The sequence below is a fragment of the Cupriavidus sp. 01L46 genome (genome assembly GCF_056399905.1).
On record NZ_JBFTSF010000077.1, the window covers coordinates 1 to 24408 of the forward strand.

Annotated in this window: 22 protein-coding genes and 1 pseudogene; 11 read left to right on the forward strand and 12 right to left on the reverse strand. The window is 68.0% G+C overall.

Annotated elements, in window-relative coordinates; all coding sequences use genetic code 11:
• Positions 1 to 2: 2 nt before the first annotated feature.
• From kdsB to AC1DS3_RS16000, 3 genes are all read left to right on the forward strand, one after another.
• Positions 3 to 812 carry a 3-deoxy-manno-octulosonate cytidylyltransferase gene (gene kdsB, locus AC1DS3_RS15990; protein ID WP_441639595.1) on the forward strand — a complete coding sequence of 270 codons (810 nt, stop codon included), beginning with the start codon at positions 3 to 5 and terminating at the stop codon, positions 810 to 812.
• A 360-nt stretch (positions 813 to 1172) separates the two neighbouring features.
• Positions 1173 to 1838, forward strand: a complete 666-nt coding sequence (adk, locus tag AC1DS3_RS15995) for an adenylate kinase (RefSeq protein WP_441639594.1) — start codon at positions 1173 to 1175, stop codon at positions 1836 to 1838.
• Between the two features lie 190 nt (positions 1839 to 2028).
• Positions 2029 to 2787 carry a 3-hydroxyacyl-CoA dehydrogenase gene (locus tag AC1DS3_RS16000; protein WP_441639593.1) on the forward strand — a complete coding sequence of 253 codons (759 nt, stop codon included), beginning with the start codon at positions 2029 to 2031 and terminating at the stop codon, positions 2785 to 2787.
• A gap of 28 nt (positions 2788 to 2815) precedes the next feature.
• Here AC1DS3_RS16000 and AC1DS3_RS16005 read toward each other — a convergent pair whose 3' ends face one another.
• Positions 2816 to 3625 (reverse strand): helix-turn-helix transcriptional regulator, encoded by an 810-nt coding sequence (locus tag AC1DS3_RS16005; RefSeq protein WP_441639592.1) that lies wholly within the window; start codon positions 3623 to 3625, stop codon positions 2816 to 2818.
• A gap of 196 nt (positions 3626 to 3821) precedes the next feature.
• Between AC1DS3_RS16005 and AC1DS3_RS16010 the strand changes: the two genes are divergently transcribed.
• Positions 3822 to 4580 carry a class I SAM-dependent methyltransferase gene (locus AC1DS3_RS16010; RefSeq protein WP_441639591.1) on the forward strand — a complete coding sequence of 253 codons (759 nt, stop codon included), beginning with the start codon at positions 3822 to 3824 and terminating at the stop codon, positions 4578 to 4580.
• A 24-nt stretch (positions 4581 to 4604) separates the two neighbouring features.
• Here the strand turns inward: AC1DS3_RS16010 and AC1DS3_RS16015 are convergent, their stop codons facing one another.
• A complete protein-coding gene (locus AC1DS3_RS16015; protein WP_441639590.1) occupies positions 4605 to 5513 on the reverse strand; it encodes a LysR family transcriptional regulator in 909 nt (302 codons plus the stop codon).
• Positions 5514 to 5608: 95 nt separating this feature from the next.
• On the opposite strand from AC1DS3_RS16015, the gene AC1DS3_RS16020 reads away from it, so the two are divergent.
• Complete coding sequence (locus AC1DS3_RS16020) at positions 5609 to 6631, forward strand: bile acid:sodium symporter family protein (protein ID WP_477127520.1); 1023 nt, start codon at positions 5609 to 5611, stop codon at positions 6629 to 6631.
• 78 nt (positions 6632 to 6709) lie between these two features.
• On the opposite strand, the gene AC1DS3_RS16025 is transcribed toward AC1DS3_RS16020, so the two are convergent.
• Complete coding sequence (locus AC1DS3_RS16025) at positions 6710 to 8215, reverse strand: N-acetylmuramoyl-L-alanine amidase (protein ID WP_441639588.1); 1506 nt, start codon at positions 8213 to 8215, stop codon at positions 6710 to 6712.
• Positions 8209 to 8721, reverse strand: coding sequence for a tRNA (adenosine(37)-N6)-threonylcarbamoyltransferase complex ATPase subunit type 1 TsaE (gene tsaE / locus AC1DS3_RS16030; protein WP_441639587.1), 513 nt, complete (start codon positions 8719 to 8721; stop codon positions 8209 to 8211). Before tsaE ends, AC1DS3_RS16025 begins: the two co-directional genes overlap by 7 nt.
• Before the next feature lie 16 nt (positions 8722 to 8737).
• Here tsaE and queG point away from each other — a divergent pair, with 16 nt between their 5' ends.
• A complete protein-coding gene (queG, locus tag AC1DS3_RS16035) occupies positions 8738 to 9958 on the forward strand; it encodes a tRNA epoxyqueuosine(34) reductase QueG (protein ID WP_477127521.1) in 1221 nt (406 codons plus the stop codon).
• A 4-nt stretch (positions 9959 to 9962) separates the two neighbouring features.
• Here queG and AC1DS3_RS16040 read toward each other — a convergent pair whose 3' ends face one another.
• The gene (locus tag AC1DS3_RS16040) at positions 9963 to 10856 is read right to left on the reverse strand and encodes an AEC family transporter (protein WP_441639585.1); all 894 of its coding nucleotides are present in this window, start codon (positions 10854 to 10856) and stop codon (positions 9963 to 9965) included.
• A gap of 122 nt (positions 10857 to 10978) precedes the next feature.
• Here AC1DS3_RS16040 and AC1DS3_RS16045 point away from each other — a divergent pair, with 122 nt between their 5' ends.
• The gene (locus AC1DS3_RS16045) at positions 10979 to 11605 is read left to right on the forward strand and encodes a chalcone isomerase family protein (RefSeq protein ID WP_441639584.1); all 627 of its coding nucleotides are present in this window, start codon (positions 10979 to 10981) and stop codon (positions 11603 to 11605) included.
• 137 nt (positions 11606 to 11742) lie between these two features.
• Positions 11743 to 12711, forward strand: a complete 969-nt coding sequence (locus tag AC1DS3_RS16050) for a tripartite tricarboxylate transporter substrate binding protein BugE (protein WP_253930730.1) — start codon at positions 11743 to 11745, stop codon at positions 12709 to 12711.
• A gap of 140 nt (positions 12712 to 12851) precedes the next feature.
• On the opposite strand, the gene AC1DS3_RS16055 is transcribed toward AC1DS3_RS16050, so the two are convergent.
• The 7 genes from AC1DS3_RS16055 to AC1DS3_RS16085 form a co-directional block, all read right to left on the reverse strand.
• Positions 12852 to 13781: a carbohydrate kinase family protein gene (locus tag AC1DS3_RS16055; RefSeq protein WP_441639583.1), complete on the reverse strand. Its 930-nt coding sequence runs from the start codon at positions 13779 to 13781 to the stop codon at positions 12852 to 12854.
• 44 nt (positions 13782 to 13825) lie between these two features.
• Positions 13826 to 15493 (reverse strand): glucose-6-phosphate isomerase, encoded by a 1668-nt coding sequence (gene pgi, locus AC1DS3_RS16060; protein ID WP_441639582.1) that lies wholly within the window; start codon positions 15491 to 15493, stop codon positions 13826 to 13828.
• Between the two features lie 90 nt (positions 15494 to 15583).
• Positions 15584 to 17074 carry a glucose-6-phosphate dehydrogenase gene (gene zwf / locus AC1DS3_RS16065; protein ID WP_441639581.1) on the reverse strand — a complete coding sequence of 497 codons (1491 nt, stop codon included), beginning with the start codon at positions 17072 to 17074 and terminating at the stop codon, positions 15584 to 15586.
• 87 nt (positions 17075 to 17161) lie between these two features.
• Complete coding sequence (locus AC1DS3_RS16070; RefSeq protein WP_477127522.1) at positions 17162 to 18145, reverse strand: ABC transporter substrate-binding protein; 984 nt, start codon at positions 18143 to 18145, stop codon at positions 17162 to 17164.
• Between the two features lie 39 nt (positions 18146 to 18184).
• Positions 18185 to 19198 carry an ABC transporter permease subunit gene (locus AC1DS3_RS16075; RefSeq protein WP_441639579.1) on the reverse strand — a complete coding sequence of 338 codons (1014 nt, stop codon included), beginning with the start codon at positions 19196 to 19198 and terminating at the stop codon, positions 18185 to 18187.
• Positions 19199 to 19289: 91 nt separating this feature from the next.
• Positions 19290 to 20966 carry a sugar ABC transporter ATP-binding protein gene (locus AC1DS3_RS16080; RefSeq protein ID WP_477127523.1) on the reverse strand — a complete coding sequence of 559 codons (1677 nt, stop codon included), beginning with the start codon at positions 20964 to 20966 and terminating at the stop codon, positions 19290 to 19292.
• Positions 20953 to 22212, reverse strand: a complete 1260-nt coding sequence (locus AC1DS3_RS16085) for an ROK family transcriptional regulator (protein ID WP_441639577.1) — start codon at positions 22210 to 22212, stop codon at positions 20953 to 20955. Before AC1DS3_RS16085 ends, AC1DS3_RS16080 begins: the two co-directional genes overlap by 14 nt.
• Positions 22213 to 22462: 250 nt before the next feature.
• Here AC1DS3_RS16085 and AC1DS3_RS16090 point away from each other — a divergent pair.
• The 3 genes and pseudogenes from AC1DS3_RS16090 to AC1DS3_RS16100 form a co-directional block, all read left to right on the forward strand.
• Positions 22463 to 22936 (forward strand): annotated as a pseudogene (locus tag AC1DS3_RS16090) (methylated-DNA--[protein]-cysteine S-methyltransferase); the annotation flags it as partial.
• A 2-nt stretch (positions 22937 to 22938) separates the two neighbouring features.
• Positions 22939 to 23973 carry a site-specific tyrosine recombinase XerD gene (gene xerD, locus AC1DS3_RS16095; RefSeq protein ID WP_477127524.1) on the forward strand — a complete coding sequence of 345 codons (1035 nt, stop codon included), beginning with the start codon at positions 22939 to 22941 and terminating at the stop codon, positions 23971 to 23973.
• Between the two features lie 35 nt (positions 23974 to 24008).
• The coding region (locus AC1DS3_RS16100) for a YbaK/EbsC family protein (protein WP_477127525.1) at positions 24009 to 24408 on the forward strand (400 nt) is incomplete at its 3' end.

Here is a 24408-nt window from a genome sequence, read left to right on the forward strand (position 1 = left end):
CCATGTCGCTGCCCGCTTTTACCGTCGTCATCCCGGCACGCCTGGCCTCCACCCGGCTGCCCAACAAGCCGCTGGCCGATATCGGCGGCAAGCCCATGATCGTGCGCGTGGCCGAGCGCGCCCACGCCTCGTCGGCGCAGCGCACGGTGGTCGCCACCGACGCGCCCGAAGTGGCGGCAGCCTGCGCGGCGCACGGCATCGAAGCCGTGATCACGCGTGCCGACCACCCCTCGGGCACTGACCGCCTGGCCGAAGTGGCTACATTGCTGGGCCTGCCGGACGACGCCATCGTGGTCAATGTGCAGGGCGATGAGCCGCTGATCGAGCCCAGCCTGATCGACGAGGTAGCGCTGCACCTGGCGCACCATGCCGATTGCGCCATCGCCACCGCTGCGCATCCGATCAGCGAGATTGCCGAGGTGTTCAACCCCAATGTGGTGAAAGTCGTGTGCGATGCCGCCGGCCGCGCGCTGTATTTCTCCCGCGCGCCGATCCCCTGGGCCCGCGACGCCTGGGCCGGTGTGCCGGCCGCGGCGGCAGCCAATGCCCAGGTGGCCTTGCCAGCCATGCCGGTATTGCGCCACATTGGCCTGTATGCTTACCGCGCCGGATTCCTGCGGCGCTTTCCCACGCTGGCGCTGTCGCCGGTGGAGCAGACGGAAGCCCTGGAGCAGCTGCGTGCGATGTGGCATGGCGAGCGCATCGGCGTGCTGGAAACAGCGGCAGTGCCCGCGCCGGGCGTTGACACGCAGGCCGACCTGGATCGTGTGCGTGCGCTGTGGGCGCAGGCCATGGCACAGGAAGGCCCCTGAGCGCACTTGGCGATGACCGCCGGCTGCGGCGGTCGTCGCATGACTTACGACATAAGTCATGACAGATGTCACCGTAGCGGCAAGCCGATTTCGCGCCGCATCATGGCATAATGCTTGACGATACAGAGCCGTCGGGCGCCCGGGCGCCCGGCCAAGGCTCGGTGGGGAGATGAAAAGTGAGCCCGATCGGTACCCGCCCGCCGCCAGCGGCAGAGGCGTCAGCGTGCCGGCCGTCAACAGACCAGACTCCGACCTGAGGCGCGCCGTCCCGACGGCGTTGGTAAGCCTCGCGTCAAGTTTCGGCGTTACCCTCCTTCCATTCCCCCTGCCATACAAGATTTAAAACTCTGAGGACCCGTAATGCGTTTGATCCTGTTGGGCGCGCCTGGCGCCGGCAAAGGCACGCAAGCCCAGTTCATCTGCGAGAAGTTCGGCATCCCCCAAATCTCCACTGGCGACATGCTGCGCGCCGCGGTGAAGGCTGGCACGCCGCTAGGCGTGGCCGCCAAGAAGGTGATGGACGCAGGTGGCCTGGTGTCGGACGACATCATCATCGGCCTGGTCAAGGACCGCCTGCAGGCGGCCGATTGCAAGGACGGCTATCTGTTCGATGGCTTCCCGCGCACCATTCCGCAGGCCGAGGCCATGAAGGAAGCAGGCGTGGCGATCGACTACGTGCTGGAAATCGACGTGCCGTTCGATGCCATCATCGAGCGCATGAGCGGGCGCCGCGTGCACGTGGCATCGGGCCGCACCTATCACGTCAAGTACAACCCGCCCAAGGTGGAAGGCGTGGACGACGCCACCGGCGAGGCGCTGATCCAGCGCGACGACGACAAGGAAGAGACCGTCAAGAAGCGCCTCGACGTCTACTCCCAACAGACCCGTCCGCTGGTGGATTACTACTCCAAGTGGGCCGCCAATGGCGACGCCGCCGCCAAGGTGGCACCGCCGCAGTACCGCAAGATCGCGGGCGTTGGCAGCGTGGAAGATATCACTTCGCGTGTGTTCGAAGCACTGAAGTAAGCCGCGCGCATCCGGCGCTGCAGGTGGAAAAGGCGACCCTCGGGTCGCCTTTTTTATTGCCGCCGCCATCCGCGGAGATCGCATCGCCGAATTGACGCCGAATTGACGTTTACGTAAACGTTATGCCAACATGCCGTATCTGCAGCGCCAGAAAACCAAAAGACCACACATCCAAGCGAGGAAGACAACGATGGAAATCCGCGACAACGTATTTATCGTCACCGGCGGCGCCTCCGGGCTCGGCGAGGGCAGCGCCCGCATGCTCGCCGCCGCGGGCGGCAAGGTAGTGATCGCCGACCTCAACGAAGCCGCCGGCACCGCGCTGGCCGCCGAGCTGGGCGGGAAGTTCGTGCGCTGCGACGTCAGCAGCGAGGCCGACGGGCAGGCCGCCGTGGCGGCCGCCACCGCGCTGGGCCGCCTGGCCGGCCTAGTCAATTGCGCCGGCATCGCTACCGCCAACAAGACGGTGGGCAAGAACGGCCCGCACCCGCTCGACGCCTTCGACAAGACCATCCGCGTCAACCTGATCGGCACCTTCAACATGATCCGGCTGGCTGCCGCGGCCATGGTGCAGAACACACCCGACGCGGAAGGCGAGCGTGGCGTGATCATCAATACGGCATCTGTGGCGGCCTTCGACGGCCAGATCGGGCAGGCCGCCTACGCGGCCTCCAAGGGTGGCGTGGTCGCCATGACGCTGGCCATCGCGCGCGACCTGTCGCGCGACGGCGTGCGCTGCATGACGATTGCGCCGGGGCTGTTCGAGACGCCGATGCTGCTGGGCATGCCGCAGGAGGTGCAGGACGCGCTGGGCAAAATGGTGCCGTTCCCGCCGCGCCTGGGCCGCCCGGCCGAGTATGCGAAGCTGGTGGGATCCATCATCGCCAACCCCATGCTCAACGGCGAAGTGATCCGGCTCGACGGCGCCATCCGCATGCAGCCGAAGTAACGCCGTCCCGGCCTTTGCCGGCCGCCCTTCACGCCGGCATCAGCATCACCAGCGTCAGGCCCGGCGCGGCGGCCGGCACCAGCGTGAGCTGCTCGAAATGCAGCAGCCCGCGCAACGGATGCCGAAAGCCCCGCCGCCCGCCCTGCCGCTCTTCGACATCCTGCGAGAGCCAGTCGGCGCGGAACACCGGGCTCTGTGCAATCAGCCCCTCCACCAGCGCGCGCATCGGCGGATCGTCGGCATGGCGGATGCTGTGCGCGCGAAACTCCGACACCAGCCGTGCCGCCCGGTGCGGCCAGTCCTCCACCAATGCCTGCAAACCCGGCGACAAGAACATGCTGCGCAGCAGGTTGCGGTCTTCGCTGGCGGGATCGAGCCAGCCCACGAACAGGTCGGCGGCGGCGGCATTCCATGCCAGCGCGCTCCATTGCCGGTCCAGCAGATAGGCCGGGCCGTTGATGGCTTCCACGCTGGCGAGGACTGCTGCTGGCGCGTGTTCGTCCTGCGCCTGCATAGGGTCGCGCCGGCCAGCCAGCTCGAACAGGTAGGCCCGTTCCGCGCGCGACAGCCGCAGCGCGCCGGCCAGGCTGGCCAGCGCGCGGGCCGACAGCGCCACCGGCCTGCCCTGCTCCAGCCACGTCACCCAGGTAGCGCTCAGGCCCGCGAGCTGTGCCAGCTCCTCGCGCCGCAAGCCCGGCGTGCGCCGCCGCCGGCCGGGGGCCAGGCCAACTTCGGCCGGGGCCAGACGCTCGCGATGCGCCCGCAGGAAGCGGCCCAGCACGGCTTCGCGCGTGAGTTCGTGTGGCTTGGCGGGATCGGTTGGCGCGTATTCTGTCATGGGGGGCTGAGCGGGCGATGCAGGTAGCCGGGCAAAAGCTGGTGCGTTTTATACCAGGATAAAACCCTGACTTGTACCGGGAAAACAGGCTGCTACAGTACGTCGAACCCGCTACGCGAGCAAGTCCCCCCGTCACCCATCCCCCGGTCCCCGGTCACCAGAACCCACCAGCGGCCATTGCCGCCAGGAGAGCCTCATGCAACAACAAGAACTCGTTGCCGCCCAGTTCGGCGCCACCGCCAGCGCCTACCTCACCAGCGCGGTCCACGCCCAGGGCGCGGACTTGCAGCAGCTTGCACAGGAACTGGCGGCGCTGCCGGCGGCGCGGGTGCTCGACCTGGGTTGCGGCGCGGGCCACGCCAGCTTTGCCGCAGCGGGGGTCGCGGAGCAAGTGACGGCTTACGATCTGTCGGCGGAAATGCTGGCCGTAGTGGAAGGCGCGGCGCGCGACAAGGGGCTGGCGAATATCCGCACCCGACAGGGCGCCGCGGAATCGCTGCCCTTCGACGACGCCAGCTTCGACGCGGTGATCTCGCGCATGAGCGCGCACCACTGGCGCAACGTGCCGGCGGCGCTGGCGGAAATGCACCGGGTGCTCAAGCCGGGCGGCAAGGTCGTGCTGATCGATATCGCCGGCTCGGACGACCCGCTGCCCGACACCTGGCTGCAATCGGTGGAGTTGCTGCGCGACCCGTCGCATATCCGCGACTACACCGGTACCGAGTGGAAAGCGATGCTGGAGACTGCGGGCTTCACGGCCAGCGTGTCGCCCGCCTGGCGCATCGAGCTGGAGTTCGCCACCTGGGTACAGCGCATGCGCACGCCGCCCGTGGCGGTGGCCGCCATCCAGCACCTGTGGCAACTGGCGCCGGCGGAAGTACGCGACCACTACCTGGTCAAGGCCGACGGCAGCTTTGCGCTGGAAGCGGTGATGGTCACGGCAACGCGCAGTTAAGCAGTTAAGCCGGGCGAGCGCCCGTCACTGCGGCATGGCCGGCTCGGCCGGCAATGGCAGGCTCTGCACCATCTGCCACACGGCGGCGGCCGAGGGCGATAGGGAGCGGTCTTCCCGGCAGACCATGACGATGCGCCGCTCCTCGCGCGGCGTGAGCGGCCGCCAGACCAGAGGGGATGCCGCGGGCAACGGCAGCGAGAACGAGGGCAGGACCGAAGCGCCGATGCCGGCCTCGACCATGCCGAACACGCTGGCCGAATGCCCCAGCTCCTGCACCACGCTGGGCGCCACGCCATGGCTGGCGAAAATGCGGTCGATCAGGGGCCGGCTGCCCGAGGCAAAATCCAGCAGCACCAGCGGCATGCCGTCCAGCGCGGACCACGGCACCGAGTCGGCATTGGCCAGCGGGTGATCACGCCGGCACACGAAGCAAAACGGATCGGTCGCCAGCGGCGCGATGGTCAAGCCTTCCGGCGCCAAAGGATCGATCAACACGCCAAAGTCCACGGCCCCCGCGCGGATCTGCTCAAGGCCATCGGCCTGCACGTTGTCGCGCACGCTGAGGCGAATATCCGGATACTGGCGCGCGCAGGTCGACACATACAGCGGCATCAGCCGCGCGGATATCGTGGGTGCACTGGCAATCACAACGCGGCCACGATAGCGCTCGCCAAGCTGGCGCGTTTCTTCCAGCGTATCGTCCAGCTGGCCAAGCAGGCGCTCGATTGCAGGGGCCAGGGCCTGCCCCGCGTCGGTCACCACCACCTCCCGCGTGGTGCGGTCGAGCAAGCGCACGCCAAGTGCCTCTTCCAGCTCGGCAACGCCCCGGCTGACCGCGGGCTGCGTCAGGCCAACAGCATCCGCGGCACGGCTGAAACTGCCATGCCCGACCACGGCGAGGAAGACCCGCAACTGGCGCAATGTGTAATTCATGCGTMTATGAGATGAATGGATGCGATAAATGAATTTGCATTCTAGGCGTCACTGACGTCCAATACTAGGCGAAACCCTAATCCAACCTTGCCGTCATGTCCGCCATCCTCTCACCCTTCAAGAAAATCTACGACCTGATCGACGGGTTCGTGCTCATCATGCTGAGCGCCATCGGCATCGCGCTGCTGGCCCCGCAAATCGGCGCCGGCGATGGCCCGCTGCACCTGGGCATGGTCACCAACCTGGGCGTGGCCCTGGTGTTCTTCCTGCACGGCGCCGCGCTGTCGCGCGACAAGCTGGTGGCCGGCGCGCGCCACTGGCGCCTGCATGCCTTCGTGCAGAGCTTCACCTACATCGTCTTCCCGGTGGTCGGGCTGGCGTTGATGTTCGGCCTGCGCAACATGCTGCCCGCCGAGCTGCTGCTGGGCGTGTTCTACCTGTGCGCATTGCCGTCCACCGTGTCGTCGTCCGTGGCGATGACCTCGATGGCGCGCGGCAACRTGCCCGGCGCGATCTTCAATGCCACCATCTCGGGCCTGATCGGCATGGCCGTCACGCCGCTGCTGATGGGGCTGGTGATCAGCGCCAGCGGCGCGTCGATGCCGCTGGGCAAGGCGCTGACCGGCGTGGCGCTGCAACTGCTGCTGCCGTTCGCGCTCGGCCAGCTGGCCCGCCCGCTGATCGGCAGCTGGCTGGCCAAGAAGAAGCAGATCACCAACAAGATCGACCGCGGCGTGATCGTGCTGATCGTGTACTCGTCGTTCTGCGACGCCACCGCMGCCGGCCTGTGGCACAAGTACAGCTGGGAAACCATCGGTGCCGTGATGGCGCTCGCCGCCGTGCTGCTGGTGGTGATCCTGGCCACCACCACCTTCACCGCGCGCCGCCTCGGCTTCTCGGTGGAAGACGAGATCACCGCGGTGTTCTGCGGCTCCAAGAAGAGCCTGGCCAACGGCATCCCGATGGCCAAGATCCTGTTTGCCGGCCACCCGGCGCTGGGCCTGCTGGTGCTGCCGCTGATGGTCTACCACCAGTTGCAACTGATCGTGTGCTCGGTGATTGCCTCGCGTTACGCCGGCCGCGACGCGCTGCCCGACGGGGCGACCGCCCGCGCCTGAATGTCAGCGCGTCAGCGCGCTGCATGGCAAACGGCCGGCAACGATGTTGCCGGCCGTTTTGTTTTCAGGCGCCGCCTCTTACACCGACGGATTCTTCGCCAGCGGCGGATTGCGCGCGAAGTAGTTCTTGATGCCACGCAGGATGGCGTTGGCCAGTTGCTCCTGGTGGCTCTCGTCGTTGAGCTTGCGCTCTTCCTCGGGATTGCTGATGAAAGCGGTCTCGACCAGGATCGACGGGATGTCCGGCGCCTTCAGCACGGCAAAGCCCGCCTGCTCCACGCTGCCCTTGTGCAACCGGTTGACGCCGCCGATCTCCGCCAGCACGGCCTTGCCCACCTGCAAGCTGTCGTTGATCTGCGCGGTAGTGGACAAGTCCAGCAGCACCCGCGCCACCTGCGCATCCTTGTTGCCCATGTTGGCGCCGCCGATCAGGTCGGAGGCATTCTCCTTGTTGGCCATCCAGCGCGCGGCGGTGCTGGACGCGCCGCGCTCGGACAAGGCGAACACCGAGGCGCCCTTGGCTTCCGGCGAGAGGAAGGCATCGGCATGGATGGACACGAACAGGTCGGCCTGCACCCGGCGCGCCTTCTGCACGCGTACGTTGAGCGGCACGAAGAAGTCCGCGTCGCGCGTCATCATGGCGCGCATATTGGGCTGGGAATCGATCTTGGCGCGCAGCCGCTGCGCGATCTGCAGCACCACGTCTTTCTCGCGCGAGCCGGACGCGCCGGTGGCGCCGGGATCCTCGCCGCCATGGCCGGGATCGATCGCGACGGTCAGCAGGCGGCGCATCTTGAAGGAACGGTCCGCCGGCGGGTTGTTGGCAGGCAGGGCCGCAGGCGGGTTGTTCTGTGCCAGCGGCGGTGCCGGTGGCGCCGATGGTGAGGAAGGCGCGGGCGGCCTGGGCTTGACAGCTGCCATCGGCGGCAGGGCTGGCACCGGGTTGGCGCCCTTGTCCTCGAACTTGCGCACCAGTGCGCCAATGGCGTCTTCCTCGCCGGAGGCAGGCGCGCCGGACACGCCGTCCGCGCCGGCCGAGGGCTGCGTGGCGGCAAACCTGCGCTGCTTGTCCTCGGTGTCGCGCACCAGCGTCCACAACGGATCCGGCGGGTTGACGGGGTACAGGTCAAACACCAGGCGGTTGCGGTAACTGCCGATCGGCGCCAGCGTGAACACCTGCGGCGAGACGTTTTCCTTCAGGTCGAACACCAGCCGCACCACGCGCGGCCGGTTCTGGCCCACGCGCACGGTCTGGATATAGGGATCGTTGGAGGTGATCTTGGCCACCAGCTCGCGCAGGGTGGGCGAGAGATCGAGGCCATCGATGTCCACCACCAGCCGGTCGGGGCCGTGGATCATCTGGTGGACGGCGGCTAGCGGCTCATCGGATTCGATGGTGACGCGGGTGTATTCCTCGGCGGGCCAGACCCGCACCGCGACGATGCCGGCGCCAAAGGCGATCTGCGGCCCGGCCAGCGTGAGCACCACGCTGCCGGCGCCGGCCTTGAGGCACTGCGCCAGCCATTTGCGGCGGGCCAGCTGGATATCGTCGGGTCGGTCGGTGGCGAGTCGCTTGATCAGCATGCGCAAAGCAGGATAAGTCCAGTCTGAGTATAGGCACGAAGCGTAACGATACGGCGTTCGGCCGCGTCGTCGGCGTCGCTGATGTCCGATTGGAGCAACAAGTGAAGGTCCGGTTCCCCAAGCAAGCGCCCGGCTTTCTCCGGCCATTCCACCAGGCTCACGGCCGGTTCGGCAAAACAATCACGAAAACCGGCATCGGCCCACTCCTCCGGATCGGCGAAGCGGTACAGGTCAAAGTGGTAGGCGGTCAGCGGCGAGCCATCGGCGCGCGTGACCGAATACGGCTCGCACAATGTGTAGGTAGGGCTGCGCACCTTGCCCGCGTGGCCTAGCGCGCGCAGGATGGCGCGCGACAGCGTGGTCTTGCCGGCGCCAAGGTCACCCGAGAGCTGCAGGTGCACGGTCTGGGGCGGCAGCTTGCGCACGGCCTCGGCCAGCGCCGCGCCCAGCCGGGCGGTGGCCGCTTCGTCGGGCAGGTTGAGTGTGCGTTCTTGGAGCAGGGGCATTGCGTACAATTCGGGAATGATCGACCGAGCAGCCCAGGCGCCAACCGCCTCGCCCCCTCCTGCCAGCAGCGCCGCCCACGGGGCAGCGCCTGGCCTTGCGCCGCCCCTGGCTTCGTCCGTTGTGCATGCAGGCACGGACGCCGCCGGGCTGGAGGCGCTGGTGGGCTCGATCCGGGCCTGGGGCACGGAGCTCGGCTTCGATGCGATCAGCATTGCCGACGTGGATCTGAGCCGGGCTGAAGCAGGATTGTTGGCGTGGCTGGCGCAGGGCTACCACGGCGACATGGATTATATGGCGAACCACGGCTTGCGGCGCGCCCGTCCCGCCGAACTCGTGCCCGGCACGGTGCGCGCCATCGTGGCACGCATGCCGTACCTGCCCGCTGCGGGCCCGCACGACTGGCGCGCCCATGAACTTGCCCGACTCGACGACCCCGCCACCGCCGTGGTCTCGCTTTACGCACGGGGCCGCGATTATCACAAAGTGCTGCGCAACCGCCTGCAGCAGCTCGCCAGCCGCATCGAAGCCGCCATCGGCCCGTTCGGCTATCGCGTCTTCACCGACTCGGCGCCGGTGATGGAGGTGGCGCTGGCCGCTCAGGGCGGGCTGGGCTGGCGCGGCAAGCACACGCTGCTGCTCGACCGCGATGGCGGCTCGATGTTCTTCCTTGGCGAGATCCTGGTCGATGTGCCCTTCCCCGCCGACGCGCCGGAATCTGGCCACTGCGGCCATTGCCGCCGCTGCATCGATATCTGCCCGACCCAGGCCATCCTGGAGCCCTACCGGATCGACGCGCGCCGCTGCATCTCCTACCTGACCATCGAGCACAAGGGCGCCATCCCCGAGGCACTGCGCGCGCCAATGGGCAACCGCGTGTATGGCTGCGACGACTGCCAGCTGGCTTGCCCGTGGAACAAGTTCGCCCACCGCGCCACGCTGCCGGACTTCGACGTGCGCAATGGCTTCGACGCGCCCGACATGGCCGAGCTGTTCGGCTGGACGGAGGCGGAATTCAACCAGCGGCTGGAAGGCAGCCCGATCCGCCGCATCGGCCATGAACGCTGGCTGCGCAACCTGGCGGTGGGGCTGGGCAACAGCCTGCGCGCGGCCTTCGCCAGCGGCGACACGGCGCTGTGCGCGCGCATCCGCGCGGCGCTGCGCGCGCGCCAGGMCGAGGCCAGCCCGCTGGTGCGCGAGCATATCGACTGGGCGCTGGCCCAAGCGCCCGCTAACTGACGAGCTAACTGACGAGAGACAGCCAGAACGGCGTGGTGACGATGGCCGCCACGGTCATGACCGAGATCGTCGCCGCCACCATCGGGCCGTTGCCGCCCATGCGCACGGCCAGGATGTAGGCGCTCGACGCGGTCGGCAGCGAGGCGAACAGCACCGCGATCTGCGACTGCAGCTCGGTCAGCGGCAGCAGGCGCCCCACCGCCCAGGCAAAGCAGGGCATGGCCACCAGCTTGACGCCGCTCCACCACGCCACCGGCCCGATCGCCCCCGTCACCCCACTCATCTGCAGGCCCGCGCCGACCGTCATCAGCCCCAGCGCGGTGGACGCGGAGCCCAGCCGGGCCAGCGTCATGCCCACCACCTCCGGCGGGTGCAGGCCTGCCAGGTTGGTCAGCAAGCCCCCTGCGGTGGCCAGGATCAGCGGGTTGCGTGCCAGCTCGCGCCACAGGCGGGTTTCGCCGTGACGGGCCAGCGCCCATACCGCGGCCACATTGCACAGCGGCACCGTGCAGCCGACGATCACCGCCATCATGGCCAGGCCCTCGCTGCCGCCCAGGCGCGCGGCCAACGCCAGCCCAATATAGGAATTGAAGCGGAACGCGGTCTGCAGGCCGGAAGCGAAATCCAGCGGCGCCAGCCGCATCGCCCATTTGACGGCGTAGCCGCCAACCATGCCAAAGGCGGTGGTCAACAGCGACAGGCCGAGCATGGCCGACGTGGAGGAAAAATCGAACCTGGCGCTGTTGGTGGACTGCAACAGCAGCGCGGGGAAGAGCACGAAATACACCAGGCGCTCCACCCCAGCCCAGAATGCGCGGTCGAACGGGGAATAGCGCACCAGCAGCCAGCCGATCAGGATCAGGCTGAAATCCGGCACCAACAGGAGAGCAGAAGACATCGGTTGGTTTTAGTTATTGTGATGGCCGCCGCGCACGCCAAGTGCAGCCTAGGGCAGATACCAATTGGTATTGTTTCAGAAATCGCGGACTATGGCACGTTCCGTCGTACCGTCCAGCCTTTATGTTTTCCCGTCGTACCCTGTTCGCGTGCGAACCGCTCGTCCGCCGCGCAAGCCTGCTGGCGCTCACCCTCTGCGTGGGCGCCGCCCTGGCTATGGCGCCGGAGCCCGCGCGCGCCAATGACATCGAGGGCATGCGGATCGACGACGCCACCCGGGTCGGCGGCAAGGAACTGCAGCTCAACGGCACCGGCCTGCGCTCGATGTTCATCATCAAGGGCTATGTGGCCGCCCTTTACCTGCCGGAGAAGGCGCGCAACGCGACCGTGGTGCTGGGCGCCCACGGCCCCAAGCGCCTGCAGATCCGGCCGCTGCGCGAGGTGCCATCCGATGCCTTTATCAAGGCCCTGAACGAAGGTATCCGCGAAAACCACAACGAGATCCAGTTCCAGAGGCTGTCCGAGCGCCTGCTCCAGCTGCGCCAGACCATGGAGCAGATGGGCACCGCCCGCAAGGGCGATGTGATCAATTTTGACTTTTCGCCCGATGGCGGCACCGTGGTCGCCATCAACGGCACGCCGCGCGGCAAGCCGATCCCGGGCGAAGATTTCTACCAGGCCGTGCTGCGCATCTTCCTTGGCGACCATCCGGTCGACCGGGATCTCAAGCGCGGGCTCCTGGGCGGTTAGCCCCCGGGCGGCCTTCAGGCCCGCCCGCCAGAACTCACGCCGCCGGCTTCAAAGCCCCGCCACCGCGGCAGCGTCGCCGGCGTTCTTTACCTTGGGCGGATATCCCCGCCCGGTCCTTTGACGGGAGACACGATCTCATGCAAACCAGCAAAATCGCCCTGGCCCTTGGCCTGGCAGCAGCGGCCTCCGTGGCGCAGGCGCAGAGCTTCCCGACCAAGCCGATCCGGCTGATCATCCCGTTTGCGCCCGGCGGCACGACGGACATCGTGGGCCGCGGCGCGGCCGACCAGATGAGCCGTATCCTGGGCCAGCCCGTGGTAGTGGAAAACCGCGCCGGCGGGGGCGGCTCGATCGGCGCCGACGCCATCGCCAAGGCCGCGCCCGACGGCTACACCATCGGCATCTCCACGGTCTCCACCATGGCGGTCAACCCGGCCTGCAACCCCAAGCTGTCGTACGACCCGATCAAGGACTTCAAGCCCGTCACCAACCTGGCCAACGTGGCCAACGTCATCGCGGTCAACCCGAACTTCCCGGCCAAGGACTACAAGGAGTTCCTGGCCGTGCTCAAGGCCAATCCGGGCAAGTACTCGTACGCGACCTCCGGCACCTGCGCCTTCGGCCACATGCTGGGCGAGCAGTTCAAGGTCTCGACCAAGACCTTCATGGTCCATATCCCCTACCGCGGCGCGGGCCCGGCGCTGAACGACGTGCTGGCCGGCCAGGTGCCGATCATGGTCGACAACCTGCCCTCCTCGATGCCCTACATCAAGGCCGGCAAGCTGCGCCCGATCGTGGTGGCCTGGAACAAGCGCATCGACTCCCTGCCGAACGTGCCGACCTTCGGCGAGCTCGGCCTGAAAGAGCCGAACGACCCGGCCTGGTACGGCCTGGTGGCCCCGGCCGGCACGCCTGACGAAGTCATCAAGAAGCTGAACGAAGCCGCGGTCAAGGCGCTGCAGGACAAGGACTTCCAGCAGCGCCTGCGCACTGCCGGCGCGGAACCTTCGGGCAACACCCCGGCGGAGCATGCGGCAGAGATCAAGAAGGAGTTCGAGAAGATGAAGACGCTGGTGAAGGTGCAGAACATCAAGCTGGAGCAGTGATGTTGGCGGCAAGCCCGCGGCACTAGCCGAAGCCGCCGAACAGGCCAAAGCCACGCGCCGTGACGACGGCTGTCTCTCCCTCTCCCCTCAGGGGGAGAGGGCCGGGGAGAGGGGAGCACGGCAACGCAGATCCGGCTTTGTCAGGCCAAAACCGCCGCCTCGCCCAGTAGCACGCTCACCTCGGCCACGGTCGGCGAATACGCCCCTGCACGCGTGGCCGCCACCGCCGCGGTAGCGGCAGCCCATCGCGCCTGCCGCGCCAGCGTCGCCTCGGGGTCCAGCAGCAATCCCGCCATCCATCCGCCCATCGCAGCGTCGCCGCAGCCAACGGTATCCACCACATCGACGGCGAAGACCGGCTGCTCGCAAGCACCATCCCCGTGCAGCAGCGTCATGCCATCCGCGCCGCGCGTCAGCAGCACGCGCGCCTGCGGAGCCAGCGCCCTGAGCGCGGCGAGCGCGGCGTGTTCGTCCAACGCGGGGTACAGGCCGCGCAGGTCTTCGTCCGATACCTTGATGTAGTCCGCCAGGCCAGCCATATGCGCAAAGGCGGCCTGATACTCCGGCGCGCGCATGGGCGTGCGGAAGTTGGGATCGAAGGCGATGCGCTTGCCCGCGGCCCTGGCCTGCGTGGCTTCCGTGCACAGGCGCGCGGCGAGCGGCTGGCGCGCGAGGCTGAGCGAGCCGAAGTGCACGGTGCGCGCGGCCTGGCGCCAGCCCGGCGGCAAGCGTTCGGGATCGAAGTAGAGATCGGCGCTGTCGTCGCCGACGAAGAAATACTGCGGCGGGTGCTGCGCGCCGACAAACGCCAGCAACGGCGAGCGCTCCACGCGCTGCAGGAAGCGCAGGTCCAGGCCAGCTTCGGCACTGGCCTCGGCCAGCTGGTCGCCCAGCGTGTCGGCGCTGATCGCGCCGGCGAAGGCGGTAGGCACGCCCAGCCGCGCGCCCACGCGGGCCACGTTCCAGCACGAGCCGCCGGGCAGGCCGAGCCAGTCCTGCCCGCCCTGGTGGACCATATCGGTCAATGCCTCGCCGAAGACGACGTAGGCTGGCCATGATGTCGTTGTCATTGCATCCTCTTTCTCGGTTTTCCGTATGCGCGCACTGCCGCGCGTCAGCCTTGCCAGGCCGATGCAGCAGCCAATGCGCGCCGGATCAGGCCGGCGGTGGAAGCATCATGCGGGCGGGCCGGCCCGCCGTCGAGCTCGCAGGCGATCGGCGCGGCAAGCTGCTTGCCSAGCTCCACGCCCCACTGGTCGAACGAGTTGATATTCCACAGCACGCCCTGCACGAAAGTGCGGTGCTCCGAGAGCGCGATCAATGCGCCCAGGTGATACGGATCGAGCCGCTGCAGCAACAGCGTATTGCTGGGGCGGTTGCCCTCGAACACCATGTGCGGCACCAGCGCTTCGTCCTGCACGCCGAGCGCCCTGACCTCTTGCGCGGTGCGCCCGCGCAGCAGCGCCTCGCCTTGCGCAAAACAGTTGGCGAGCAGCTTGCCATGGTGGCCCGGCATCGGGTGCACCGGCTCCAGCGCGGCGATGAAATCCACCGGCATCCAGTGCGAGCCCTGGTGCACCATCTGGAAGTAGGCGTGCTGTCCGTTGGTGCCCGTGGTGCCCCACACCACCGGCGCGGTGCCCTGCGCGGCGGCCGCGCCGTCGAGCTGCACGGACTTGCCGTTGCTCTCCATCTCGAGCTGCTGCAAGAAGGCCGGCAGCAATTCGAGCGGCTCGCAATACGGCGCCACGCAGCGGCTGCCGGTGCCCAGGAAGCTGCGATACCAGACATCGAGCAGGCCGAGGATCATCGGCATGTTCTGCGGCGCGTCGGCCTCGGCGAAATGCCGGTCCATGGCGCGGGCGCCATCGAGCAACTGGCGAAAGCGCGCAAAGCCAACGGCCAGCGCAATCGACAACCCCACCGCGGACCACAGCGAAAAGCGCCCGCCCACCCAGTCCCAGAACGGGAACATATTGGCGGGGTCGATGCCGAACGCAGCCACCGCTTGCCGGTTGGTGGAGACCGCGACGAAGTGGCTGGCCAACTGTGCCTGCGGCACGCCATGGCGCAGGAACCAGGTGCGCGCGGTGTGCGCGTTGGCCATGGTTTCCAGCGTGCTGAAGGTCTTGGAGCAAACCACCACCAGCGTGCTGGCGGCGTCCAGCCGCGCGAGCACGGCKGCAAGATCGCTGCCGTCCACGTTGGCGACGAAATGCAGGCGCGGCCCTTCGGTGTCCAGGTGCGCGAGCGCGCGGCAAACCATGCGCGGGCCGAGGTCCGAGCCGCCGATGCCGATATTGATTACGTCGGTGATCCGGCGGCCATTCCAGCCGCGCCAYGTGCCGCCGCGCACCGCGTCGGCAAAGCGCTCCATCTGAGAGAGCACCGCTGCCACGTCGCCGGCCACCGCCACGCCCTGCGCGTGAAAGCCGTCCTCCGGCCACGCGCGCAGCGCCATATGCAGCGCGGCGCGGCGCTCGGTGGTGTTGACCGCTTCGCCGCGGTACATGGCATCGCGCCGCGCACTCACGCCGGCCTCGTCGGCCAGCGCGAAGAGCAGCGCCATGGTGGTGTCGGTGACGCGGTTCTTGGCGTAGTCCAGCGTCAGGCCAGCCGCCTCGGCCACGAAGCTGGCGCCACGGGCTTCGCCCTGCTGGCCGTCGAACCAGTCGCGCAGGTGGGCATGGCGGATGGTGTGCGCATGCGCTTGCAGCCGCTGCCAGGTCGGCAGGGAACGAGACCTTTCTGACATCGGGGACATCGGGGACATCGTGGACATCGAATCAACTCCTGTACTCGCCGCCGCGCCGGCAACCRCCGGCGCGGCGCCATGCTTCAGACTGGCTTCACAACGCGTCTCACAGACGTCTCACAGCTCTTCGTGCCACACCGCGCCATCGCGCGAGGGCAGCGCGCTCGACGCCGCCGGCCCCCAGGTGCCGGCGGTGTAGAGCTTGGGCGCGAGATTGCTCTGCGCCCAGGCCTGCTGGATCGGCGCGACCCAGCGCCAGGCCTGCGCCTGCTCGTCGCGCCGCACGAACAGCCCGAGCCGCCCGCGGATCACGTCGAGCAGCAGCCGCTCGTAAGCGCCGGTCTTGCGCTCGTGGCGATTGCCCTGCCCGCGCGGCAGCATGCGTTGCAGGTCCAGCGTGGCAGGCTGCAGCGCCTGCGTGTCGCCGGGATGCTTGACCAGGAAATGCAGGCGGATGCTTTCCTCCGGCTGCAGCGTGATCACCAGCCGGTTGCCGGGCTCGTGATCCAGCGGACGCGGGAACAGCGAGTACGGCACGTCGCGGAACTGGATCACGATCTCGGCCAGGCGCGACTGCATGCGCTTGCCGGTACGCAGGTAGAACGGCACGCCGGCCCAGCGCCAGTTGGCGATCTCCGCCTTGATGGCGACGAAGGTCTCGGTCTGGCTGCCGGGCGCGACAGCGGGCTCGTTCACATAGCCCGGCACTGCGTCGCCGGCCGCCGCGCCACGGCAATATTGCCCGCGCACCACCTTCTCGGCGACCTCGTTCAACTCGATGGGCTTGAGCGCCTTGAGGATCTTCAGCTTCTCGTCGCGGATCGCGTCCTCCGACAAGCTGGCCGGCGGCTCCATCGCCACCATGCACAACAGTTGCAACAGGTGGTTCTGCACCATGTCACGCAGCGCGCCGATGCCATCGTAGAACGCGCCGCGCTTTTCCACGCCGATTTCCTCGGCGATGGTGATCTGCACATCGCGCACCCATTCGCGCCGCCACAGCGGTTCGAACAGTACGTTGCCAAAGCGCATCGCCATCAGGTTCTGCACCGACTCCTTGCCCAGGTAATGGTCGATGCGGTAGATCTGGTCTTCGGCAAAGTGTTGCGCCACCGCGGAGTTGATCGCATCGGAGGACGCCAGGTCGTGGCCCAGCGGCTTTTCCAGCACGATGCGCACGCCTGCGTGGTTAAGGCCGGTGCGGGCCAGTTGCTCGCAGATCGGCACGAACAGCTGCGGGCCGGTGGCCAGGTAGAACACCACCACCGGTGCGGCGCGAGCGCGCACCAGTTCGGCGAGTGCATCGAAGCCGTCCGGCACGTTGGCGTCCACCTGCAGGTAAAGGATGCGCGCGACAAAGGCCTGCCAGACTTCGGCCGCGGCGGCAGCGGGCAGCGCCGGACGCACCTTGGACTCCAGCATGGCCAGGTAGGCATCCTGGCCGAGCGGCTGGCTGCCGAGTGCGAGGATACGCCCGCGCGTGTGCAACGAGCCCACGCAATGCGCGTCAAACAGCGCCGGCAGTAGCTTGCGCGTGGCCAGGTCGCCGGTGCCGCCGAACAGCACGAAGTCGAATTCGGGGACTGCGCCTACAGCATTGTTTGGCATGGTTTCACCAGTCGGTTGATCGGTTGGTTGGTCGGTTGGTCGGTTATGGGGAATTCGGTTGTCAGTTGGGCGCGGAGCGCTGCCCAGCTAGCGCGGCGCGGCCCAGCCCTTGTACGCGTTCACATTCGCTCGCGTCACCAATGTGGGCGGCAGCAACACGGTGCGGTTTGCGGGCGCCTGGCCATGCATCAGCCCCACGCCGATCTCCACCGCGGTGCGGGCGATGGCCCACGGGTCCTGGCTGGCCGAGGCCTGCACCAACGTGTTGGCCTTGAGCGCGGCCTCGATATCGGGCGCGCCGTCRACGGACGCGATCAGGATGCCACGGCGGTTCAGCTGACGCGCGGCCAGGTCGGCGCCGACAGCCTGCGGGTCGTTGATGGTGAAGACCGCATCGATCTTGGGGAAGCGGGTCAGGTAAAGCTGCATGACGTTGAGGCCGCCCTCGCGCGAGCCCTTGCCATCCTGGTCATCGGAGAGCACGTGGATGCCGGGATGCTGGCCCAGCACCGTCTTGCAGCCCTTCACGCGATCCAGCACGGCAGACACCGGCGGGCCATTCTGGATGATGAGGTTGCCGCGCCCGCCCAGCCGCTCAGCGAGGAAGGCGCAGGCCAGCTCGCCGGCCTGCGTGTTGTCGGTMTGCACCGTGGCGTCCGCGCCCGCCGCCGCCACGTCCACCGCCACCACCACGATGCCGGCCTTGCGGGCCTTCTTCACCGCGGGCTCGATGGCGCGCGCGTCGGCCGCATTGATCAGGATCAGGTCCACCTTCGACACGATGAAGCTATCGATATGCGAGAACTGCTTGTTGAGGTCATAGTCGGCGGACAGCACCGTGACCTTGGCATCCGGGTTGATCTTCCTGGCGGCGGCTTCGGCGCCGTGCGCCAGCGCGACGAAATACGGGTTGCCGAGCGAGCCGAGCGTGACGCCGACTTTTTTCAGCGGCCGCTCTGCGGCCGCGCTCGCCGGTGCGGCGTCAGGCGCGCTCTGTGCGGCCGCGCCGGCGCACAGCAGGCTCATTGCCGCCATTGCCAGTGCCGCCAGGTATTGGTATTGCTTGGACATATCGTGTCTCCAGTAGCCGGTGGTCAGGTCACGCAGGCCTCACGTGCGCGCCGAGCCCTTGCGGCGATAGCTGTCGAGCGCTACCGCGCCAATGATCACCAGGCCCTTGATGATGTATTGCCAGATATCGGACACGCCCAGCAGCACCAGCCCGTTGGACAGCACCGCGATGATCAGCGCCCCGACCAGCGTGCCGACGATGGAGCCGGTGCCGCCCACGAAGCTGGTGCCGCCCAGGATGACCGCGGCGATGGCATCGAGCTCGTACGACTGGCCCAGCTGCAGCCCGTTGGCCGCATACAGGCGCGCGGAGGACATCACGCCGCCCAGCCCCGCCAGCAGCCCGGACACCGCGTACACGAACAGCAGCACGACCCACACCTTGATGCCGGACAGGCGCGCCGCCTCGGCATTGCCGCCCACCGCGTAGATCTGCAAGCCCAGCACGGTGCGGCGCAGCACGAACCACGACACCGCCACCACGGCGAAGGCGATGATCACCAGCCAGGGCACGCCCAGCACTTCGCCGTTGCCGATAAAGGCAAAGCCGATATCCGGGTTGTAGATCGTGCTGTCGTTGCCGACCAGCCGCGCCAGCCCGCGTACCGCCGTCAGCGTRCCCAGTGTGACAATGAACGGCGGCAGTTTCATGAAAGCGACCAACGCGCCGTTGACGAGGCCAAACAGCAGGCCGCACAAGAGCGCGGCCGGCACGCTCAGCATGCCGAGCTGCGGCATCAGCGACACCAGCATCGCCACCACCGCCGAGATCGACAAGATGGAGCCCACCGACAAATCGATGCCGCCGGTCAGGATCACGAAGGTCATGCCCGCGGCCAGCACCATGTTGATGGAGGCTTGCTGCGCGATGATCGACAGGTTCTGCCAGCCGGCGAAGTTCTCGGTCAGCACCGAGAAGCCAATGCACAGCAGCACCAGCACGGGCAGCATGCCAAGCGCGCGCAGGCGCTCCTGGGTGGTGAGGCGGCCGAGGGTGGCCGCGGGCAATGAAGCGCCAGCGGAAGCGGCGGGACGGGTGATGGATTCATGCATGGTTGTCTCCTGCGCCGGCGGCTGCGCAGCGTTGCTGCGCCGGCGTCGATGGTTCTGTCTCTGGTGGGCGGCGCACAGGCCGCGCCTTGCCTCAATGCAGCGTGATGCCGGTTGCGCTGCCAGCGGCAGCGAGCGGCACGTCCGCCCATGCGGGCGCCGGCTGCGCGGCCGCGCCGGTGGCCAGCGCGATGATGCGTTCCTGGGTTTCGGCCGCGCTGCTGGCGGGGCGCACCTCGCCGGCCAGCGCGCCCTCGCGCATGACCAGCACGCGGTCGCACAGGCCCACCACTTCGGGCAGCTCGCTGGAAATCATCAGGATCGCCACGCCGCTCTGGGCCAGCGCGTTGATCAGCCGGTAGATCTCCGACTTGGCGCCGATGTCCACGCCACGCGTGGGCTCATCCAGGATCAGCACGCGCGGCTGGGCTTCCAGCAGCCGCGACAGCATCACCTTCTGCTGGTTGCCGCCGGACAGCGCGCCCACGTTGACCTGCGCATGCGCCACGCGGATGCCCAGCGTGTCGATGGCCTCGGTCGTGCGGCGGCGCGCGGCCGGCCGGTTCAGGCGGCCGAGGCCAAGTGCGTCGCGCGCGGCCACGATCAGGTTGATGTTCTCGTGCACGCTCTGGTCCAGGAACAGGCCCTGCAACTTGCGGTCCTCGGTCAGGTAGGCAATGCCGGCATCGATGGCCTGGCGCGGGCCGCCGGCCGGCAGCGTGACCAGCCCGCCGGGGCTGGCCGGGCTGGCAATCCGGACCTCGCCGCGCGTGCGCACGTCGGCGCCGAACACCAGCCGCGCCAGCTCCGTGCGGCCCGCGCCGACCAGGCCCGCCAGCCCCAGCACCTCGCCGGCGCGCAGGTCGAAGCTGCAGCCCTTGACGCGCCTGCCATCGGCCACGTCGCGCACGGACAGCATCACCTCACGCGCGACCGGCTGGCCGTGCGTCTTGGTGTAGAAGCCCGACAGGTCGCGCCCCACCATCATCTTGACCAGTGCCGCCTGCGACAGGTGCGCGCGGTCCAGCGTGCCGACGAAGCAGCCGTCGCGCAACACGGTCACGCGATCGGCCAGCTCGTCGATCTCGGCCATGCGGTGGCTGATATAGAGAATCGCCATGCCTTCGCCGCGCAGCTGGCGGATCAGCGCAAACAGGCGATCCGTCTCGTGCGTGGACAGCGGCGTGGTGGGCTCGTCCATCACCAGGATACGCGCCTCGAAGTGCACGGCCCGCGCGATTTCCACCAGCTGGCGCTGCGCGATCGACAGGCTCGCCACGTTCGCCGCGGGCGAGAAATCCGCGCCGAGCCTGGCCAGCGTGGGCGCGCAGGCGCGCACCATGTCGCCGCGCGCCACCAGCCCGCGCCGCTGCAGGGCGCGGCCCAGATAGATGTTCTCGGCCACGCTCAGGTTAGGCGCCAGGCTGAGCTCCTGGTAGATCACCGCCACGCCAAGGTCGCGCGCGGATTGCGGCCCATCGATCTGCACCMGTTGCCCGTCGATATGGCATTCGCCGCCGGGGTCCGCGGTGTAGGCGCCGGACAGGATCTTCATCAGTGTCGACTTGCCGGCACCGTTCTCGCCCATCAGGGCGTGGACCTCGCCAGCGTAGGCCGTGAGCTCGACATTGCGCAGCGCGCGCACGCCGGGGAAGGTCTTGCAGATATTGCGCAGCGCCAGCAGCGGCGCCTTGGTGGACGTATCGGATGAAGCAGCCGAAATAGGCGAGGCAGCCGAAGCAGCCGAAAGGGACAGATCAGACGATGGCATGGTTGGCCTCCGGAATCATGGCGGATGCGCCTTTGAGCATGTCGGCCCGCGGCGAGAAATTCATGAACATCGGCAGCGACGCGGCACCGACCGCGCCGGCGTTGGCACCAAAGCAGCCACGCACCACGCGTGGCGCTCGCCGTGCCTCGGGCGCGCCGTCATCCAGCTCGCCTTGCAGGCGCTCGATCAGCGCCTGCACCAGGCCGCCGTCGATATCGGCGTCAAGGATGATCAGCGGCACGTCGAGCACCGCCAGCGCGGATTGCATGGCAGGCGCCAGCGCATCGATGCAGTCGTCCAGCCACTCCGCCACCGCCGGGTGCTGGCCGCGCACCTGCGCTTCCAGGTCGGCGTGGCCGTCGATGGCCACGCCGTGGTGGCGCAGGTGGCGCGTCAGCGCATTGAGCGAGGCGCGCGCCAGCAGGATGTCGCGCCGCTTGCCGGTGCGCGGCGCGGAGGCCAGGCTGCTRGGCTGCACCGGCATCATGCCGATGTCGCCGGCATTGCCCGACACGCCGCGCACGCAGTCGCCATTGAGCGCCACGCCGCCGCCGATCGCCGGGCCGACGAAGACATAGAGGAAACTCTGCGCGTGGTGGCTGCCGTAGAACAGCTCGGCCACCGCAGCGGCGGTGCCGTCGTTCTCGCCGAACACCGGCAGGCCGGTGGCATCCGACAGCGCTGCGGCGAAGTCCACGGCATCCCAGGCGCGGAAGGTGGCCTGCGATGCCTCGTCCTGCAGGTCCAGCTCGCGCAGCCAGGCACCGAGGTTATAGGGCTGGGCCACGCCGATGCCAAGCAGGCGCTTGCGCTCGTCCGGCGTGAGCAGCGCACGCAGTTCGGCCACGTCGTCGCGCACCAGCGCCAGCGCTTGCTCCGGGTGAGGCAGGACCATCTGGTGAGCGCGGCCAGCGAGGATCTCGCCACCAAAGTCCACCATCACGCACTCGATGCTGCCGCGGTCCAGCCGGACCCCGATGCCGAACGCGCCCTTGGGCTGCAGGCGGATCAGGCTGGCCGGCTGGCCACGCTGCCCATCCTGGCGGCGGCCGGCCACATGAATCAGGCCATCCTCGGTGAGCGTCTGCACGATGCTGCCCACCGCCGTGTTGGTGAGCTGCGCGATGCGGGCGAGGTCCGCCTTGGACGCCTCCCCGGCATGCCGCAGCGCCAGCAGCAGCGCGCGCTCGTTGTACAGCCGCAAACTGGCGGAATTCACGCCGCGGCCGGCCTTGGCACTGTTCATGTCGTCTCCGAAACCTGTTATGAGTGCCGCCCGCATCACGTTGCACGCTGGGTGGCGGTGGCGTTGCATCTGGCTGCGGCATTAATTAATTCAGTTTGAATTAAATAATAAGCCAGACCAGAACTCAAGGAAGGGGAAACCCCAGTCAAACTGGTTGCATGGCCCTTCCGCGGTGCGCCCCGCACGCCACCGCGCATCCCGGCGCCGCCGCCATGCTCTAAAATCCAGGATCGCGCTTCCCACCCCTGCCATGGACTCCATCTTCGACGCCATCCTCCCAGCCCCTTTCGGCAAGATCGGCGTGCGCACCGACGGCGAATTCGTCCGCGAGATCGTCTACCTGCCCGCGAGCATGCAGCTCGTCGAGCCGGCCAACGCGGTCACGCAACGCCTGGCGCGGCAGCTGGAGGCCTACTACGCCGATCCGGACGCACGCTTCGATATCCCGCTGGCGCCGGTCGGCAGCGCGTTCCAGCGCCGGGTCTGGCAAGCGATCTCGAACGTGCCGCGTGKCAAGGTCACCACCTATGGCGCGGTGGCGCGGCAGATCGCCAGCGCGCCGCGCGCGGTCGGGCAGGCGTGCGGGGCGAATTTCTTCCCGCTGGTGATTCCCTGCCATCGCGTGGTTGGCGCCAGCGGCATCGGCGGCTTTGCCAACCATGACGGCGACGGCTTCTTCCTTGACATCAAACGCTGGCTGCTGCGCCACGAAGGGGTGATGCTGGCATGRACGACATTGCGCAGATTGACGACGGCGACGACAGCGACGACAGCGACGACAGCGGCCATTTCGACGACATCGAAGACGACATCGAAAGCGGCAAAGCCGCCATCGACACCATCGACACCGAGGACAGCCCAGCCCTGCTCGCCGACCTGGCCCTGGTCGACCGCTTCTGTGACGCGCTGTGGCTCGAAGACGGCCTCGCGCAGAACACCATCGACGCCTACCGGCGCGACCTGGCGCTGCTGTCGCGCTGGCTGCATGCCTCGGGCACCTGCGCGCTGCTGGCGGTGAACGACAGCGCCCTCAACGGCTACTTCGCCTCGCGCCACCTGGAAACCCGCGCCTCGTCCGCCAACCGGCGCCTGACGGTGTTCAAGCGCTTTTTCCAGTGGGCGCTGCGCGAGCACATGATCACGGCCGATCCCTGCCTGCTGCTGCGCCCGGCCAAGCAGCCCCCGCGCTTTCCCAAGACGCTGACCGAAGCCCAGGTCGAGGCGCTGCTGGAGACACCCGACACCGCCACGCCRCTTGGCCTGCGCGACCGCACCATGCTGGAACTGATGTATGCCAGCGGCCTGCGTGTGTCCGAGCTGACGCAGATGAAGACCATCGAGATCAGCCTGAACGAGGGCGTGGCGCGCGTGGTGGGCGGCAAGGGCAACAAGGAGCGCCTGGTGCCGTTTGGCACCGAGGCCGGCGACTGGCTGCGCCGCTACCTGGCCGAAGGCCGGCCTGCGCTGTTGGGCGAGCGTGCCTGCGAAGCGTTGTTCGTCACCCAGCGCGGCGACGGCATGACGCGCCAGGCCTTCTGGCACCTGATCAAGCGCCACGCGCGCGAAGCCGAGATCTACGCGCCGCTGTCACCGCACACCTTGCGGCATGCCTTTGCCACCCATCTGCTCAACCACGGCGCGGACCTGCGCGTGGTGCAGTTGCTGCTGGGGCACGCCGATATTTCCACCACGCAGATCTACACGCACGTGGCGCGCGAGCGCCTGCGCGAGCTGCACCAGCACCACCATCCGCGCGGCTAGGTTGCCAGCGCGGTCATTGCGATCCGTCATCCATCATGAGCAAGACCAAACACGTTTCGGAAACCCCCGCCACCCAGTTCCTCAAGCAGCATGGGGTTGCCTTTGGCGAGCATGCCTATGCCTACGTCGAGCATGGCGGCACGGGGGAATCGGCGCGCCAGCTTGGCGTGGAGGAGCACGCGGTGATCAAGACCCTGGTCATGGAAGACGAGCGTGCGCAGCCGCTGATCGTGCTGATGCATGGAGACTGTTCGGTGTCTACCAAGAACCTGGCGCGGCAAACCGGGCACAAGAGCGTGCAGCCGTGCAAGCCGGAGGTGGCGCAGCGGCACAGTGGATATTTGGTGGGGGGAACGTCGCCGTTCGGGACGCGCAAGCGGATGCCGGTTTTTGTTGAGGCGGGTGTGTTGGCGCTGGAGCGGATCTATATCAATG